We start from the raw sequence: 16,033 nt of genomic DNA, 5'->3' as shown, positions 1-16,033 counted from the left end.
CGGGCATCCTGCGGGCCGGACGCCCGACAGGGTTCACCGAGGCTTCACGGCCGTGAAGTGAACGGGCGTCGGCACGGGGCCGGAACGAGGGCGGACGGATTACTGGTCCACCGTCAGGGAGAGCAGCTTCTGCGGGTTGCGCACGACGTAGATGCACTGGATACGCCCGTCGGCGACATCGAGTTGGAACACGCTGTCGACCTTGCCGCCGGACAGGAGGACCGCCGCGAAACCGCCGTTGATCTCCATGAAGCGGAACGAGACGTCCTGGACGCCCTTGCCGGCCGCGCCGTGCAGGAACCGTCCCACCCTGTCGGCGGTTTCGAGGACGCGCACCGGGGCCTTGCCCAGGCCGCCGCCGTCACCCACGAGACGGACGTCGGGGGCCAGCAGCGACATCAGGCCGTCCAGGTCGCCGCCGGCCGCGGCGACGAGGAACCGCTCGGTCAGCTCACGGCGTTCGGCCGGGTCGACCTCGTAGCGCGGGCGCCGCTCGTCGACGTGTCTGCGGGCGCGTCCGGCGAGCTGGCGGACGGCGGGCTCGGCGCGGTCGATCATGGCCGCGATCTCGACGTACGGATAGCCGAAGGCCTCCCGGAGCACGAACACCGCGCGTTCCAGGGGCGAGAGGGACTCCATGACGACGAGGACGGCGAGCGAGACGGTGTCGGTGAGGACGGCCCGCTCCACGGTGTCCGGGACGGTGGCCCCGTAGTCGGTGACGTACGGCTCGGGCAGCCACGGACCGGGATACGCCTCGTTGCGCGACTGCACCTGACGCAGCCGGTCGATGGCGAGCCGGGTCGTGACACGGACCAGGTAGCCGCGCGGCTCGCGGACGTCCGACCGGTCGGCGCCGGACCAGCGCAGCCAGGCCTCCTGGACCACGTCCTCCGCGTCGGCGACCCGGCCGAGCATGCGGTAGGCGACTCCCATGAGGACGGGGCGGTGCTCTTCGAAGACGTCGGTCGCGGTGTCGGTGGTCACCGTTCCATCCCATCCCGAGGGACGCGGCCGTGTCCAGGCGATTCCGAGGACGCGCACGCTTGTTACCCACAGGGACTACCCGCCAGTAGCAGTTGCTGACAAGCTGTCTATGAACGTCGTACGTCAGCGCGCCCACCCTCCCCGACGAGGAGCTGCACCATGTCCGCCGCCACGGTCACCTTCCAGGTCCCCTCTCCGCTCGGCCCGCGGCCCGTGACGGTCTCCTACACGCGTGAGGGCACCGGCGAGCCGCTGCTCCTGCTGCACGGCATCGGCCACCACCGGCAGGCCTGGGACCCGGTGACACACATCCTGGCGGCCGAACGCGAGGTCATCACCGTGGACCTCCCCGGCTTCGGCGAGTCCCCCGCACTGCCGGACGGCCTCTCCTACGACCTGCCCACGACGACCGCCGTCTTCGGCGCCTTCTGCGAGGCCCTGGACCTCGACCGCCCCCATGTGGCGGGCAACTCCCTCGGCGGTCTGCTCGCCCTGGAGCTGGGCCGCGAGAAGCTCGTACGATCCGTCACGGCCCTGTCCCCGGCCGGGTTCTGGAACGAGGCCGAGCGGCGCTACGCGTTCGGCATCCTGCTCACCATGCGGCACATCTCACGGCGGCTGCCGCTGCCGCTGGTCGAGCGGCTGTCCCGTTCGGCGGCCGGCCGCACCGCCCTGACGAGCACCATCTACGCCCGCCCGAGCCGCCGTTCACCCGAGGCCGTGGTCGCCGAGACGCTCGCGCTGGCGGGCGCCACCGGGTTCGACCAGACCCTCCGGGCCGGCGGCAGCATCCTGTTCACCGACGACATCCCCGGGCTCCCGATCACCGTGGCCTGGGGCACGCGGGACTGGCTGCTCGTCCGCCGTCAGGGCCTGCGCGCCAAGCGGGTCATCCCCGGCGCCCGGCTGGTGCGGCTGCCCGGCTGCGGCCACTGCCCCATGAACGACGACCCCGCCCTCGTCGCACGCGTCATCCTCGACGGCAGCCGCTGACCGGCGGCGGGCCGAGACCCCCGATCCCAGGGCGACTCCGGCACCGACCAGCGCGCTGCCCACGGCCTGTGCGGCACCGTACGAGCCCGTGCCGACAAGGGGCGCCGTGCAGGCGGCGGCCACCGGGATGAGACCGGAGAAGAGGGTGGCGCGCTCGGCACCGATGCGCTGCACGCCCATGTACCAGCACACGAACCCGACGACCGTGACGACCGCCGCCTGCCACAGCAGCGCGGCGGTCTCCGTGCCGTCGGGACGGCGCAGCCACTCGCCGCCGTCGACGACCGGGCCGACGACCGCAGACTCGATCGCGGCGACCGCGCACACGGTCGCCGACAGGAGCCTCGGGCCGAGCGGTCGCAGCACCGGCACGGCCAGCACCGCGAAGCCGACCTCGCCGACCAGCGCGCACACCGAGAAGGCGATGCCCGCACCGTCCGTACGCCCCCACCCCTGGACGGTGGACGCGCCGACCGCGACCAGCGACGCCCCGTAGAGGACCGGCCGTTGTGGACGCCGGCCCTCCGTCAGCGGTACGAGGACGGCCACGACCACCGGGGCGCAGCCCACGAAGACCCCCGGCACCGCCGGTTCCGCCGTGCGCTCGGCGGCGAGCACGGCGACGTTGAAGCCGACCATGCCGACCGCCGCGAGCAGACCCAGTCGCGCCCACTGGCGTGCGGTGAGGCGACGCAGCGGTGCCGTGCCGCCCCGGCCGAGCAGCGGGAGCAGGAGGAGGCAGGCGAGACCGTAACGGAGGAACTGGCCGCCCGCGTACGGAAAGTCGCCCAGGACGCTGTTGGCGGTGAAGGAGCCGCCGACGAGAGTGCAGGCGAGGGCGGCGAGGAGGGCTCCGCGGGTGGTGGCGTTCGTCATGGTCGTGACGCTAGGGACGCGGACGGTCCGGTTTAAGGTCCACTTTCATGATGTCATCGGGGACCAGTCCGCAGGACGGTACGGGTGCTTCGGAGGAGGGTGCGCCCCCGGGGTCCGCTCCACGGTCCGGCGCCTGGCAGTTGCTGCTGCCGGTCGCCGACGCGCCCGCACGCGCGCGTGGACGTACGTTGCAGGCGGCGCTGCGGGAGTCGATCCGGTCGGGACGGCTCACGCGGGGGACGCGGCTGCCGTCGAGCCGGGAGCTGGCCGTCGATCTCGGGGTGTCGCGCGGGCTGGTGACGGAGGCGTACGAGCAGCTGGTCGCGGAGGGCTATCTGCGCAGCGGCCGGGGTGCCGGGACCTGGGTGGGCGCCGCCGTGCGGGCCGCCCCTCCACACGCGCGTGACCTCGCCCCGCGTTCCCCCGGCGCCCGGGCCGACTTCGTGCCCGGGACGCCGGACCTGTCACTGTTCCCGCGCGCCGCGTGGGCGGCGGCCCAGCGTGGGGTGCTCGCGGAACTGCCGCACCAGGCGCTGGGCTACCCCGATCCGCGCGGACTGCCCCGGCTGCGTACCGTGCTCGCCGAACTGCTCGTACGGCGCCGGGGGGTGGTCGCGGACCCGGAGCGCATCCTCGTCGTCTCGGGGGTGGCACAGGCCGCGACCCTGCTCGGCTTCGTGCTCCACGCGCGCGGGATACGCGTCGTCGGCGTCGAGGACCCGGGCAGCCCCGAGCACGGGACGCTGTACGCCGCCGCCGGGCTGGGCACCGTGCCGCTGCCGCTGGACGAGGAGGGGCCGTCCGTCGGGCCGCTGCGGGAGTCCGGGGTACGGGCGATGGTGACGACGCCGGCTCATCAGTTCCCGTCGGGGATCGCGTACTCCGCGCGGCGGCGGGCCGAACTCCTCGACTGGGCGCGGGCGGTGGACGGGCTGATCGTCGAGGACGACTACGACGGGGACTTCCGCTACGACCGCGCGCCCGTGGGCGCCCTGCAGGGACTCGACCCCGAGCGGGTCGCGTACACGGGGTCCGTCAGCAAGTCCCTCGCGCCCGGGTTGCGGCTGGGCTGGCTCCTCGTGCCGGCGTCGCTGGCGGAGGAGGTCGTCGAGCGCAAACGGACCATGGACCTCGGCCATCCCGTCATCGACCAGGCGCTCTTCGCCCGGTTCGTGGAGCGGGGCGACTACGACCGGCAGTTGCGGCGGTGCCAGCGGGCCTATCGGGAGCGGCGTGACGCGCTGGTCTCCGCGCTCGCCGAGCACTTTCCCGGGGCGGAGGTGTCCGGGATCGCGGCGGGGCTGCATGTCATCGTCGCGCTGCCCGATCGGTACGGGCCGCTCGACCGGTTCCTGGAGCGGGCAGGGGCCGCCGGGGTCGCGATCCGGGGGCTGGCGCAGTACGGGCGGGTGCCGGACGAAGGGATGCGGTTGGTGATGGGGTACGCGCATCTGTCTCCCGCGCGGATTCGGGAGGGGGTGGGGGTGCTGGCGTCGGCGGTCGGCTGACGCACGGGTCTTCTCGCCCCCGCCGCCCCTACCCGTCCCATCGCCAGGGGCTGCCGCCCCCGCGACCCCGCTCAGGTGCGTTCTTTGGCTGCGGGGCGGGTGGGGCTGGTCGCGCAGTTCCCCGCGCCCCTGAGAAGCAGGGGCTGCGCCCCGTGCTTTTCGTCCTCCAAGGGCGCGGGGAACTGCGCGAGCACCCCCCACCCACTCCGCGGCCGCCAACGCACCGAGCTCCCCGAGCTCTCCCGCGGCGTCGGTGCTTCCCTCGTCGCCCGGTCAGTTGTTCACTTGTCGTTTCCGTGTGCGCTGCGGCGTACCAGTAGTTGTGGTTGTGCACATTGGCCGGATCCGTCGCTGGAGGCGCATTCATGTCACACCGTCCGCCGAGTCCCCTGCCCGGTCGTCGCAGCGTGCTGCGCGGCTCGCTCGCCGCGTCGGCGGCGCTGGCGCTGCCCGGTTCCGTCGCGCTCGGGTCGGTGCCGGCGCTGGCCCTGTCGGGACGGCCGAAGGCCGGCTGGGGTGTGCAGGCCGGAGACGTGACCGCGCACTCCGGGCTGGTGTGGGTGCGGTCGGACCGTCCGGCGCGCATGATCGTCGAGACGTCCGCCACCGAGTCGTTCCGCGACCCGCGCAGATGGCACGGCCCGCTGCTCGGCGCCGGCACGGACTTCACCGGCACGACGCGGCTGCGGGGTCTGCCGTCGGGCGAGCAGATCCACTACCGGGTGCTGCTCGCCGACCCGGACGACCCCCGCCGCACCGGCGAGCCGGTCACCGGCACGTTCCGTACGACGTCGCTGAAGCGGCGCTCCGGGGCGCGGTTCGTGTGGTCGGGCGACCTGGCCGGGCAGGGCTGGGGCATCAACCCCGACCGGGGCGGCTACCGCGTCTTCGACGCGATGGGCGCGCTGGACCCGGACTTCTTCCTGTTCAGCGGCGACACGATCTACGCCGACGGCCCGATCAGGGCGACGGCCACGCTCCCCGACGGCAGCACCTGGCGGAACGTCACCACCGAGGAGAAGTCCAAGGTCGCGGAGACGCTCGCCGAGTTCCGGGGCAACTTCCGCTACAACCTGCTGGACGAGAACCTGAAGCGGTTCAACGCCCAGGTCCCGGCGATCGTGCAGTGGGACGACCACGAGGTCACCAACAACTGGTACCCGGGCGAGATCCTCACCGACACCCGGTACACCGAGAAGAGTGTGGACGTGCTGGCGGCGCGGGCGCGTCGGGCCTTGAGCGAGTACTTCCCGATCTCCACACTGCGGCCGGGCTCCCGGGAGGGCCGGGTGTACCGCGTACTGCGCCACGGCCCCCTGCTTGACGTGTTCGTGCTTGACATGCGGATGTACCGCAACGCCAACTCTCCCGGCACGCAGTCCACCGACGCGGTGGGCATTCTCGGCGCCGAGCAGTTGCGGTGGCTCAAGCGGGAGCTGTCGCGGTCGCGCGCGGTGTGGAAGGTGATCGCCTCCGACATGCCGCTCGGACTGGTCGTGCCGGACACCGGGGACGGCAAACCGAACATCGAGGCCGTGGCGCAGGGCGACCCGGGCGCGCCGCTCGGGCGGGAGCTGCAGATCGCCGAGCTGCTGCGGTTCGTCAAACACCGGAAGATCACCGGCACGGTGTGGCTGACGGCCGACGTGCACTACACCTCGGCGCAGCACTACCAGCCGTCGCGGGCCGCCTTCACCGACTTCGAGCCGTTCTGGGAGTTCGTCTCCGGCCCGCTCAACGCCGGTGCCTTCCCGGCGAACGCGCTGGACAGCACCTTCGGCCCCGAGCGGGTGTTCGTGAAGGCGCCGACCACGGCGAACGTGTCACCGGCGGGCGGCTACCAGTTCTTCGGCGAGGTCGACATCGACGGCCACAGCGGGGAGTTGACGGTACGGCTGCGGGAGCAGGACGGGACCGTGCTGTACACGAAGGTGCTCCAGCCGGGTCTGGTCGGGCAGTGACCCGGTCACCGTTGGCACCGGCTCCGACAGCATCAGTCATACAAAAAGCAACAAAAGGCACGGAACGATGCTTTTACCGGTCAGTCACAAAGCGTTCGTGATCACGCAACACCGTTCGTTCACAGTGGCCTCATGACTCCAGACATGTCCGATGCGCCGCGGGCGCAAAACAGCCGCCCTCTGCACCACCGCTTGCTGTCGGCCACGGCCGCGTTCCGTAGCCGGTGGGAACGGCGCCACGGTCACGCGCCGCCGACGAGCGATACCGACCCCGGGCCGCCGCTCGCCGGAGGGCGGCAGTCCGGGCCGTCCCAGGCGGTCGCCCCGGCGGCCACCGGGGCGACCCTGTTGTGGCGGATGCGGACGACAGTCAAGGACGAGCCGGGTTCGCTGGCCGCGCTGTGCACGGCGCTGGCGGGGCACAGGGTCGACATCCTGAGCCTGCAGACGCATCCGCTGGCCGAGGGCACGGTGGACGAGTTCCTGCTCCGGGCGCCCGAGGAACTGTCGGCCACCGAGCTCGGCCGGGCCGTGTCGGAGGCGGGCGGCACCGGGACCTGGATCGAGCGCGGTGACGCCCATGACCTGGTGGACGCGCCGACCCGGATTCTCGGCCTGGCCACGCGTACGGCGCTGGACGCGGCGGAACTCCCGCTCGCGCTGCGGCAGTTGCTGGGCCGCTGCACCATCCGCTCGACGCCCGCCACCGCTCCCGGCTCGGGCCGGGCGCAGGAGAGCGCCCCGGTCGAAGGAGCCCTGGAGGACACGGTGATGCGGCTGCGGGCCCCTGAGGGCGGGGTGATCACGGTGGAGCGGCCGTATCTGCCGTTCACGCCGACGGAGTTCGCGCGGGCTCGGGCCCTGGTGGAACTGGACGCGCGGCTGGGGCCGCGGATCCCGCGCAGCCAGGACGTCCTGACGCTGCCCGAGGGCAACGACATCATGGTGCGGCGCGCCGACGTCGGGGACCTGCGGGCGGCGAAGGCGATGCACGAGCGGTGCTCCGCGCGCACGCTGAGCATGCGGTACCACGGGCCGGTGGGCGACGCCGACCGGTATCTGAGGCATCTGCTCAGTCCCCGTTTCGGGCGGACGCTCGCCGCGCAGACGGCGTCGGGACGCCTCGTCGGCCTCGGTCATCTGCTGTGGGACGGCGACGAGACGGAGATCGCGCTCCTCGTCGAGGACGACTGGCAGCGGCGCGGGGTCGGCGGAGAACTGCTCCGCAGGCTGATGGACATGGCGGCCGGGACGGGCTGCGCGAACGTGTACGTGGTGACGCAGTCGTCCAACACGGGGATGGTCGCGGCGATGCGGGGGCTTGAGCTGCCGCTCGACTATCAGATCGAGGAGGGGACGCTCGTGATCACCGCGCGGCTGGATGAGCCGGCGGTCGCCGCGCGGTCGCGTGAACGGTCGGTCGACATGACCGAGTAGCGCGGGCGGGACATTCGGGTCGTTGTCGAGTGCGGGCGTGCGGGGGCCGATCGCGCAGGTCCCCGCGCCCCTGAAGGGGCGCGGTCGCGGGAGCCCTGTCAACAGTGCCCCGCACTCCCGGGCCCGGACCGGCCCCACCGACCGCGCCGGCCCACCGGTGGCCCGCGCGCCCGGCGCCCGGCGCTCCGTGGGCACACGGCCTCGGAGCGCCTCCGGCGCTCAGCCCCGCCCGGCCGACATCACGGGTCGGTGACCAGGGGCATCCGCTTCCAGCCGCCCCTCGGCCCTGTCCCCCAACGCCCCGTCCAGGTCCGCCCACAGGTCCTCCACGTCCTCCAGCCCCACCGACATCCGCAGCAGCCGGTCGCTCACCCCCGCGCCCCGCCGGTCCGTCTCCTCCACGATGCGGTGGCTGATGGAGGCCGGGTGCTGGATGAGGCTGTCGACGCTGCCGAGGCTGACGGCGGGGGTGATCAGTCGGACGGCGGCGATGACCTCGTGGGGGTCGCCGTGGACCTCGAAGGCGATCATGGCGCCGCCGATGCGCGGGTAGTGGACGCGGGCGACGCGCGGGTCGGCGGCGAGGCGGCGGACGAGTTCCGCGGCGGTCGCGGAGGCCGCGCGGACGCGTACGGGGAGGGTCGACAGGCCGCGCAGGAGGAGGTAGCCGGCGAGCGGGTGGAGGACGCCGCCGGTGGCGAAGCGGACCTGGCGCAGTCGCCCGGCGAACTCCTCGTCGCAGGCCACGACCCCGGCCATCACGTCACCATGGCCGCCGAGGTACTTGGTGGCACTGTGCAGGACGAGCCGGGCACCCTGTTCGACCGGGCGTTGCAGGACGGGCGTGGCGAAGGTGTTGTCCGCGAGCAGCGGGACCGAGCCGCAGGCGTGGGCGAGGGCCCGCAGGTCGAGTTCGGCGAGGGTCGGGTTGGCCGGGGACTCGACCAGGACCAGGCCCGTGTCGGGGCGCAGCGCGTCCGCGACGCCGGCCGGGTCGACCCAGGTGACCTCGGTGCCGAGCAGCCCGGCGGTGAGGAGATGATCGCTGCAGCCGTACAGGGGGCGTACGGCGACGACGTGGCGCAGGCCCATCGAGGCGCGGACGAGGAGCACGGCGCTCAGCGCGGCCATGCCGCTGGCGAAGGCGACCGCGCTCTCGGTGCCTTCGAGGCGGGCGAGGGCGGTCTCGAAGCGGGCGACGGTGGGGTTGCCGAGCCGTCCGTAGACGGGCGGACCCTCCGGCTCGGCGCCGTCCGTGGCGAAGGCGTCGATGCGGGCGGCCTCGCCGCGGCTGTCGTACGAGGGGTAGGTGGTCGACAGGTCGATCGGCGGGGCGTGCAGGCCCAGGCGCGCGAGGTCGTCGCGGCCGGCGTGCACGGCCTCGGTGGCCAGTGCTCTCGGCGTGGTGCGTGCGTGGTCGTACGCGTGCGTGCTCGCTGAGTTCATGGACGCCAGAATGAACATCGGCCGGGTCCTGAGGATCGAGGCCCGTGTTACGTTCGAACAATGGCCGAATCCGTCGTACTCGATCCGGTGGATCTCCATCTCCTGCGGCTGTTGCAGAACGACGCCCGGACGACGTACCGGGATCTCGCCGCACAGGTCGGGGTCGCGCCGTCGACCTGTCTGGACCGGGTGACGCGGCTGCGCCGCGCGGGCGTGATCCTCGGCCATCAGCTGCGCCTGGATCCGGCCAAGCTGGGGCGTGGCCTGGAGGCTCTGTTGTCGGTGCAGGTCAGGCCGCACCGGCGGGAGTTGGTGGGGCCGTTCGTGGAACGGATCCGGGCGCTGCCGGAATCCCGGACCGTCTACCACCTCACCGGGCCGGACGACTATCTCGTGCATGTCGCGGTCGCGGACATGGCGGATCTGCAGCGGCTGGTCATCGACGAGTTCACCTCACGGCGCGAGGTGGCGCGGGTGGAGACCCGGTTGATCTTCCAGCAGTGGGAGTGCGGACCCCTGCTGCCGCCGGACGCCGAACGGCCCGCGCCCTGACTCGCCGGACCACGCCCGCGACTCCCTCGATGTGGATCACGCTGTGGGCGGAATCCGGCCGACGTAAGGCTCAAGTGCCCGTTAAGCGGCTGACGCCGCCCCCGCCTCCGTACCAAGATTGTCGGCATGGCTGACACCAAGAGTCCCCTCCCCCGCGAGGTCGCCGACGCGTATGTCGACGATCTCATCGCCCTCGACCCCGTGACCGGCACGTACCTGGGTGTGAAGGAGAGTTCCAGCAGGTTGCCGGACACCTCGCCGGCGGGTCAGGAGGCCCGTGCGGAGCTGATCCGGGCGACGCTCGCGCGGCTCGACGCGGCGGAGCGCCGGCCGGGCGCGGACAGTGACGCCGAGCGCCGGTGCGCGCGCCTGCTGCGCGAGCGGCTGACGGCGGAGCTGGCCGTGCACGAGGCCGACGAGGGTCTGCGCGCGGTCGGCAACATGGTCACGCCGCCGCACGAGGTGCGCGAGGTCTTCACCATCACGCCGGCCGAGACCGAGGAGGACTGGGCGGCGATCGCGGAGCGGCTGCGCGCGGTGCCGACGGCGTACGCCGGATACCGCGAGTCCCTCGCGCTCGGACTGGAGCGCAAGCTGTACGCGGGCCCCCGCCCGACCGCGACCTTCGTCGGCCAGCTCAGCGAGTGGGCGGACACGGACGGTTCCGGGCGCGGCTGGTTCGAGGACTTCGCCGCCGCGGGCCCCGACTCGCTGCGCCCCGAACTCGACGAGGCCGCCCGCGCCGCGACCCGGGCCGTGGTGGAGCTGCGCGACTGGATGCGGGACGTGTACGCCCCGGCCGTCGAGGACGCGCCGAACACGGTCGGCCGGGAGCGCTACGGCAAGCTGGTCCGCTACTTCACCGGTTCGGACCTGGACCTCGACGAGGCGTACGCGTACGGCTGGGCCGAGTTCCACCGACTGCTCGGCGAGATGAGGAAGGAGGCGGCGAAGATCCTGCCCGGCGCCGGGACGCCGTGGGTGGCACTCGCGCATCTGGACGAGCACGGCCGGCACATCGAGGGCGTCGACGAGGTCCGCGACTGGCTGCAGTCCCTGATGGACGAGGCGATCGAGGCGCTGGACGGCACGCACTTCGACCTCGCCGAGCCGGTCCGCAAGGTCGAGTCGTGCATCGCCCCGCCCGGCGGCGCGGCGGCCCCGTACTACTCGGCCCCGACCGAGGACTTCTCCCGTCCGGGCCGCACCTGGCTGCCGACGATGGGGGCGACCCGCTTCCCGGTGTACGACCTGGTCTCGACCTGGTACCACGAGGGCGTCCCCGGTCATCACCTCCAACTGGCGCAGTGGGTGTACGTCAAGGACGACCTGTCCCGCTACCAGGCCACGATCGGCGGGGTGAGCGCCAACGCCGAGGGCTGGGCACTGTACGCGGAGCGGCTCATGGACGAACTGGGCTTCCTCAAGGACGCGGAGGAGCGGCTCGGGTACCTGGACGCGCAGATGATGCGTGCGACCCGGGTCATCGTCGACATCGGCATGCACCTGGAGCTGGAGATCCCGGCGGACTCCCCCTTCCACCCGGGCGAGCGCTGGACGGTCGATCTGGCCCAGGAGTTCTTCGGGGCCCACAGCAGCCGTCCCGCGGACTTCGTGGAGAGCGAGCTGACCCGCTATCTGACGATGCCGGGCCAGGCCATCGGCTACAAGCTCGGCGAACGCGCCTGGCTGCTGGGCCGTGAGAACGCGAAGCGGCGCCACGGTGACGCCTTCGACGCCAAGGCCTGGCACATGGCCGCGTTGTCCCAGGGGTCCCTGGGCCTGGACGACCTGGTGGACGAGCTGTCCCAGCTGTGATCCGGTCCGGCCGGGCCCACCAGCACCCGCGACCGGGCCCGGCCGCCGCACCGGTTCAGTCCGTCGACGTTCAGTCCGTCGCCGTTCAGTCCGTCGCCGTTCAGTCCCTGTTCAGCACATCCCTGTTCAGGCTGCCAGAGGTCTCACCTGGACGAGGCCGAGCCAGGTGTCCGGGCTCGTCACGACACGGGCCGCGCGAACCCCGTAGCGGCCCGGGGCCAACTCCACCCGTACATGATCCGTGTCCTGGAAGGCGTCCCCGGGCCCGACGGCGTCGAACAGGACCACCGGTCCCGGCACCCGCCACCGCACCTCCGGCCCCCAGGCGGCCATGTCGAGCGCCGCCGGGACATCCGCGAGGAGTTCGGCCTCGGAGTCGGCCGCGTACCAGCGTACGAAGGTGCCGTGCTCGGGCAGATACGCGGTGGAGGCGGGTTCGTGGCCGAGGACCAGGGCGCGGGTGTCGCCGACCGGCAGCAGGCCGATGTGTCCGTCGATGTCACAGGCCCGGTCGTAGTCGGACGACGTCTCGTCGCCGTCGGCACCCGCCCAGAACGGCAGTACCGCTTCCGGCAGCGCTATGAGCGGTCCGCCGCTCGACTGCACCCACCGCACCACCTCGGGAACCACCACCGCGTCCGCGTATCCACCCATGCCCAGAAGCTACACGGCGCCCGCGCGACCGAACTCGGCACCCCCACAGACTTATTGACAGTCTGTCAGCAGCCGCAGTCGTCGGCGTCCACCGGAGCGGTCAGCGGGTCGGCCGCGCGCCGTGCCGCGCCCTCCCAGGTCTCGTACGCGAAGCCCTCGCGCGCCCAGTACTCGAAGCCGCCGAGCATCTCCTTGACCTGGAAGCCGAGTTCGGCGAGGGCGAGGGCGGCGCGGGTCGCCCCGTTGCAGCCGGGGCCCCAGCAGTAGGTGAATCCCCCGTGCAGTCCCGACGACACCGACTGGCGCATTCTGGAGGTCCTCCAGCGTGAGGGCCGGGCCGGTTTCGCCGAGCTGGCCCGTGCCGTGTCCATGTCGGCGAGCGCCGTGACCGAGCGGGTGCGGCGGCTGGAGGAGGCCGGCGTGATCCAGGGGTACGCGGCCGTCGTGGACCCCGAACGGCTGGGGCTGCCGATCCTGGCGTTCGTCCGCCTGCGCTACCCCAACGGCAACTACAAGCCGTTCCACGACCTGGTGGCCGTCACGCCCGAGATCCTGGAGGCGCATCACGTCACGGGCGACGACTGCTTCGTCATCAAGGTCACCGCCCGTTCGATGCGTCACCTGGAAGAGGTGTCGGGCAAGATCGGCGCACTCGGCTCGGTCACGACGAGCGTCGTCTACTCCTCACCGCTCCCCCGGCGGCCCCTGGGTCACTGACCTCGCTGCCGCACGACCGACCCGGTCCGCTCCTTCACGACCTCCAGCTGCGCGTGGACGCGGCGCCGCAGATCGGCGACATGGCTGACGATGCCGACGCTGCGGTCGCGTTCCCGGAGCGCGTCGAGGACGTCGAGGACCTCGTCGAGGGTCTGGTCGTCGAGACTGCCGAACCCCTCGTCGATGAAGAGGGTGTCGAGACGTACCCCGCCCGCCTCGTCGGTGACGACGTCGGCCAGGCCGAGTGCGAGCGCGAGGGAGGCGAAGAACGTCTCGCCGCCGGAGAGCGTGGCCGTGTCCCGCTCCCGCCCGGTCCAGGCGTCGACGACGTGCAGCCCCAGCCCGCTGCGGCCACGCCCGGCCCGGTCGTCGGAGTGGACGAGGGTGTAGCGGCCGGAGGACATGCGCTGGAGCCGTACCGTCGCGGCGGCGGCGACCTGTTCCAGGCGGGCGGCGAGGACGTACGCCTCCAGACGCATCTTGCGCTCGTTGTCGGCGGAGGTACCGGCCGCCAGCCCCGCCATCCGGGCGACCCGGTCGTACTCCTCCCGCAGCGGTGCCAGCCGGCGGACGGAGGCGGTGGCCCGCGTGGACAGCCGGTCCAGTTCGGCGCGGCGCCGCTCGGCGTCGTCCCACGCGGAGACGGCGTCCTGGAGCCGCCGGGCGGCGGCCGTGGCGTCCCGCTCGGCCGCCGTGGGGTCGGCGGGCGGCCGCTGGGCGGCGGCCGCCGTGTCGGCCTCGGCGAGCACGGCCCGTACGGCGGCCTCCTCCGACTGCCGGGCGTCGAGGCGGTGCTGGAGATCCCGGTGGGCGACGTCGTCGAGGACGGCGGCGGCCGCGGCCTGCGGGGTGTCGAACCCGGCGCGGAACGCCGCGTCGGCGAGGCGCGCGTCGGCGTCCATGAGGCGCTGCGCGGTGTCGTCGGCCGTCCGCACCGCTTCGGCGGCCTCGGTGAGAAGCGCGGCCCGTCGCTCCAGTTGCTCAGCTCGCGCGGCCACGCTCTCGGCGTCACCCCTGGCCTGCGCCAACTCCCCCTCCAGGACGTCGCGTTCCCGCTCCAGCGCGTCCCTTCGCGTGTTGCGGGAAGCGGCCCGCACCGCCGCCTCCTGCTGGGCGGCGATCCGCCGGTCCCGCTCCCGTTCGGCGTGCAGCAGGGCCTCCCGCGCGGGATGCAGTCCGGAGGCACCGGCCCGCGCCTGCGCGTAGCTCTCCGCCAACTCGTCGACCAGCGCGGAGAGGTGATCCATGGGCGCGTCACCGGCCTCGGCGCTCGCGGCGGCGTACTCCTGCCGTACGACTCCCAGTCGCCGTTCCACCTCGGCCCGCTCCTCGTCGGCCCGCTGGAACGCGCCGAGCGCCCGCTCCTCCGTCTCCCGGTCCACGTGCCCGGCGACCTTCCGGGCCGGCTCGGGGTGTTCCGTGCCACCGCAGACGGCGCACGGCCGCCCCTCGACGAGTTCGGCGGCGAGCTCCGCCGCGATGCCCGACAGCCGCTGTTCCTTGAGGTCCAGCCAGTGGGTGCGCGCCTCGACCGCCCGCTCGGCCAGCCGGAGCACCCGCGCCTGGGCGTCCTGCGTGTCGCGCCCGAGCCGGTCCCGCCGGCGGGCGGCCCCGAGCCGCTTCTCGGCGGGTTCCCGCCGCACGGCGAGTTGTTCGGCGCGGGTGGCGTCCTCCTGGGCGGACTCGATGCGGCTCCGCAGCCGCGTCCGGGTCGTCTCCCACTCGGCCAGCCAGCCCTCGGCGTCCTGGAGGACGTTCTCGTCGGCCCGCTCCTCGCCGTCCAACTCGGCCTGCTCGGTGAGGAGTACGGCCAGCCGCCGCTCCGCACGGCCGGCCGACTCCAGACCGCCCAGCTCCTCCGACGCCTTGCGTGCGGCGGTGGCGAGTCCGGCGGCGCCCGCGTCGGCGTACGTCCCCGACAGCCGAGCACGCACGTCTTCCTCGCCCTCTCTCGCCCACCGGTGCTCGCGCTCGGCCTGGTCCCGCAGCTCCAGCGCGGGGGCCACGGCCTCCGCCTTGCGGCCCCGCTCCATCCGCGCCCGGTCCTCCCGGTGGGCCTCGGCCCGCTCCTCCAGCCGCTCGGCACGCTCCCGCGCCTCCGCGAACCGCCGTTGCAGCCGCGCCACTTCACGGACGTCGTCCAGGGTGCGGTCGACGGCGGCCCGCGCGGACTCGGCCGCCGCCCGCGCGCAGTGGGCGATGGTGAGCCGTTCTCGGGCGGTGCTGCGGGCGACGGCGGCCCAGCCCAGCACCGCGTCGGCGAGACCCGGGTCACCGGGTGCCGGCTCGGGCGGCTGCGTGGCGTCCCCCGCCGCCTGCTGCATCCGGTGGGCGTCGGCGAGCAGTTCCGCGTCGCCCTCGCGCACCCGCGCCTCGGTCGCCCGGCGCCGGTCGGCGAGCCGCTTCTCGACGGCGGCGAAGTGGTGGGTGTCGAAGAGGCGGCCGAGCAGTCTGCCCCGCGCCTCGGCGTCGGCGCGCAGGAACCGCGCGAAGTCGCCCTGCGGCAACAGCACGACCTGGCAGAACTGCTCCCGGCTCATCCCCAGGAGCTGGGTGATCTCCTCGCCGATCTCCTGGTGGGAGCGGCTGAGGTCCTTCCAGGAGGCGGCGACCACGTCGTACTCGCGCAGCCAACTCTGCGCCTTGTCGACCGTGGTCCCCGCCCGGTTCCCCTTCTTGGGGCGCTCCCAGGGCGGCTGCCGGGTGATCTCCAGCCGGCGTCCGGCGACGGTGAGTTCGAGGCGGACCTCGGTACGCGTCGAGGGGGCCGCGTGGTGGCTGCGCAGCGAGATGCCCTGGGCGGCGCCCTGGCCGCTCTGCCGGGCGCCCGGCACCGCGCCGTACAGCGCGTAGCAGACGGCGTCCAGGACCGAGGTCTTGCCGGCGCCGGTCGGGCCGTGCAGCAGGAAGAGGCCGGCGGCCGAGAGGTCGTCGAAGTCGACGCACTGGGCGCCGCCGAAGGGCCCGAAGGCCGTGATGTCGAGCCGGTGCAGTCTCAACGGGACCCTCCCGGACGGGTCCGCCCCAGCCGGTGCGAGCGGCTCGTCGGACGGCTCACCGGACGGTCCATGGGAAGGCTCCAGG

General features: G+C 73.3%; 11 protein-coding genes and 2 pseudogenes. 7 read left to right on the top strand and 6 right to left on the bottom strand.

Annotation, left to right across the window (positions count from 1 at the left end; genetic code table 11):
* Window positions 1-99: 99 nt before the first annotated feature.
* A complete protein-coding gene (locus OG622_RS41395; RefSeq protein WP_371581883.1) occupies window positions 100-987 on the bottom strand; it encodes an RNA polymerase sigma-70 factor in 888 nt (295 codons plus the stop codon).
* A 159-nt stretch (window positions 988-1,146) separates the two neighbouring features.
* On the opposite strand from OG622_RS41395, the gene OG622_RS41390 reads away from it, so the two are divergent.
* Window positions 1,147-1,980: an alpha/beta fold hydrolase gene (locus OG622_RS41390; protein ID WP_371581882.1), complete on the top strand. Its 834-nt coding sequence runs from the start codon at window positions 1,147-1,149 to the stop codon at window positions 1,978-1,980.
* Between the two features lie 87 nt (window positions 1,981-2,067).
* Here OG622_RS41390 and OG622_RS41385 read toward each other — a convergent pair.
* Window positions 2,068-2,856 (bottom strand): annotated as a pseudogene (locus OG622_RS41385) (EamA family transporter); the annotation flags it as partial.
* 47 nt (window positions 2,857-2,903) lie between these two features.
* Between OG622_RS41385 and OG622_RS41380 the strand changes: the two are divergent.
* From OG622_RS41380 to OG622_RS41370, 3 genes are all read left to right on the top strand, one after another.
* Window positions 2,904-4,364 carry a PLP-dependent aminotransferase family protein gene (locus OG622_RS41380; protein ID WP_371581880.1) on the top strand — a complete coding sequence of 487 codons (1,461 nt, stop codon included), beginning with the start codon at window positions 2,904-2,906 and terminating at the stop codon, window positions 4,362-4,364.
* Window positions 4,365-4,729: 365 nt separating this feature from the next.
* Window positions 4,730-6,325: an alkaline phosphatase gene (locus OG622_RS41375; RefSeq protein ID WP_371581879.1), complete on the top strand. Its 1,596-nt coding sequence runs from the start codon at window positions 4,730-4,732 to the stop codon at window positions 6,323-6,325.
* A 144-nt stretch (window positions 6,326-6,469) separates the two neighbouring features.
* The gene (locus tag OG622_RS41370) at window positions 6,470-7,762 is read left to right on the top strand and encodes a GNAT family N-acetyltransferase (protein ID WP_371581878.1); all 1,293 of its coding nucleotides are present in this window, start codon (window positions 6,470-6,472) and stop codon (window positions 7,760-7,762) included.
* A 219-nt stretch (window positions 7,763-7,981) separates the two neighbouring features.
* Here OG622_RS41370 and OG622_RS41365 read toward each other — a convergent pair whose 3' ends face one another.
* Window positions 7,982-9,208 (bottom strand): PLP-dependent aspartate aminotransferase family protein, encoded by a 1,227-nt coding sequence (locus tag OG622_RS41365; RefSeq protein WP_371581876.1) that lies wholly within the window; start codon window positions 9,206-9,208, stop codon window positions 7,982-7,984.
* Window positions 9,209-9,268: 60 nt separating this feature from the next.
* On the opposite strand from OG622_RS41365, the gene OG622_RS41360 reads away from it, so the two are divergent.
* Both OG622_RS41360 and OG622_RS41355 read left to right on the top strand, forming a co-directional pair.
* Window positions 9,269-9,760, top strand: a complete 492-nt coding sequence (locus OG622_RS41360; RefSeq protein WP_371581874.1) for an Lrp/AsnC family transcriptional regulator — start codon at window positions 9,269-9,271, stop codon at window positions 9,758-9,760.
* Between the two features lie 126 nt (window positions 9,761-9,886).
* Entirely contained in the window at window positions 9,887-11,578 is a 1,692-nt protein-coding gene (locus OG622_RS41355) for a DUF885 domain-containing protein (RefSeq protein ID WP_371581872.1), read from the top strand.
* A 126-nt stretch (window positions 11,579-11,704) separates the two neighbouring features.
* On the opposite strand, the gene OG622_RS41350 is transcribed toward OG622_RS41355, so the two are convergent.
* Together OG622_RS41350 and OG622_RS41345 are read right to left on the bottom strand one after the other, a co-directional pair.
* On the bottom strand, window positions 11,705-12,232 hold the full coding sequence (locus OG622_RS41350; protein ID WP_371581870.1) for an immunity 21 family protein: 528 nt from the start codon (window positions 12,230-12,232) through the stop codon (window positions 11,705-11,707).
* Between the two features lie 65 nt (window positions 12,233-12,297).
* Window positions 12,298-12,501 (bottom strand): annotated as a pseudogene (locus OG622_RS41345) (rhodanese-like domain-containing protein); the annotation flags it as partial.
* Between OG622_RS41345 and OG622_RS41340 the strand changes: the two are divergent.
* On the top strand, window positions 12,500-12,949 hold the full coding sequence (locus OG622_RS41340; protein WP_371581869.1) for an Lrp/AsnC family transcriptional regulator: 450 nt from the start codon (window positions 12,500-12,502) through the stop codon (window positions 12,947-12,949). The pseudogene OG622_RS41345 and the gene OG622_RS41340 overlap by 2 nt on opposite strands.
* Here the strand turns inward: OG622_RS41340 and OG622_RS41335 are convergent.
* Window positions 12,943-15,948: an AAA family ATPase gene (locus OG622_RS41335; protein ID WP_371581867.1), complete on the bottom strand. Its 3,006-nt coding sequence runs from the start codon at window positions 15,946-15,948 to the stop codon at window positions 12,943-12,945. The two genes, OG622_RS41340 and OG622_RS41335, sit on opposite strands and share 7 nt — an antisense overlap.
* Window positions 15,949-16,033: the final 85 nt, after the last annotated feature.

Origin of the sequence: Streptomyces sp. NBC_01314 (assembly GCF_041435215.1) — a bacterium.
Lineage (GTDB): Bacteria > Actinomycetota > Actinomycetes > Streptomycetales > Streptomycetaceae > Streptomyces.
Note: the sequence above shows the minus strand (reverse complement) of the source record. Positions and strands in the feature narration are given on the sequence as shown.

What these genes read in the sequence shown, in the direction of transcription:
- OG622_RS41350 (WP_371581870.1), bottom strand. Translation starts at nt 12,232, where the DNA reads ATGGGTGGATACGCGGACGCGGTGGTGGTTCCCGAGGTGGTGCGGTGG.
- OG622_RS41390 (WP_371581882.1), top strand. Translation starts at nt 1,147, where the DNA reads ATGTCCGCCGCCACGGTCACCTTCCAGGTCCCCTCTCCGCTCGGCCCG.
- OG622_RS41360 (WP_371581874.1), top strand. Translation starts at nt 9,269, where the DNA reads ATGGCCGAATCCGTCGTACTCGATCCGGTGGATCTCCATCTCCTGCGG.
- OG622_RS41375 (WP_371581879.1), top strand. Translation starts at nt 4,730, where the DNA reads ATGTCACACCGTCCGCCGAGTCCCCTGCCCGGTCGTCGCAGCGTGCTG.
- OG622_RS41365 (WP_371581876.1), bottom strand. Translation starts at nt 9,208, where the DNA reads ATGAACTCAGCGAGCACGCACGCGTACGACCACGCACGCACCACGCCG.
- OG622_RS41355 (WP_371581872.1), top strand. Translation starts at nt 9,887, where the DNA reads ATGGCTGACACCAAGAGTCCCCTCCCCCGCGAGGTCGCCGACGCGTAT.
- OG622_RS41380 (WP_371581880.1), top strand. Translation starts at nt 2,904, where the DNA reads ATGATGTCATCGGGGACCAGTCCGCAGGACGGTACGGGTGCTTCGGAG.
- OG622_RS41370 (WP_371581878.1), top strand. Translation starts at nt 6,470, where the DNA reads ATGTCCGATGCGCCGCGGGCGCAAAACAGCCGCCCTCTGCACCACCGC.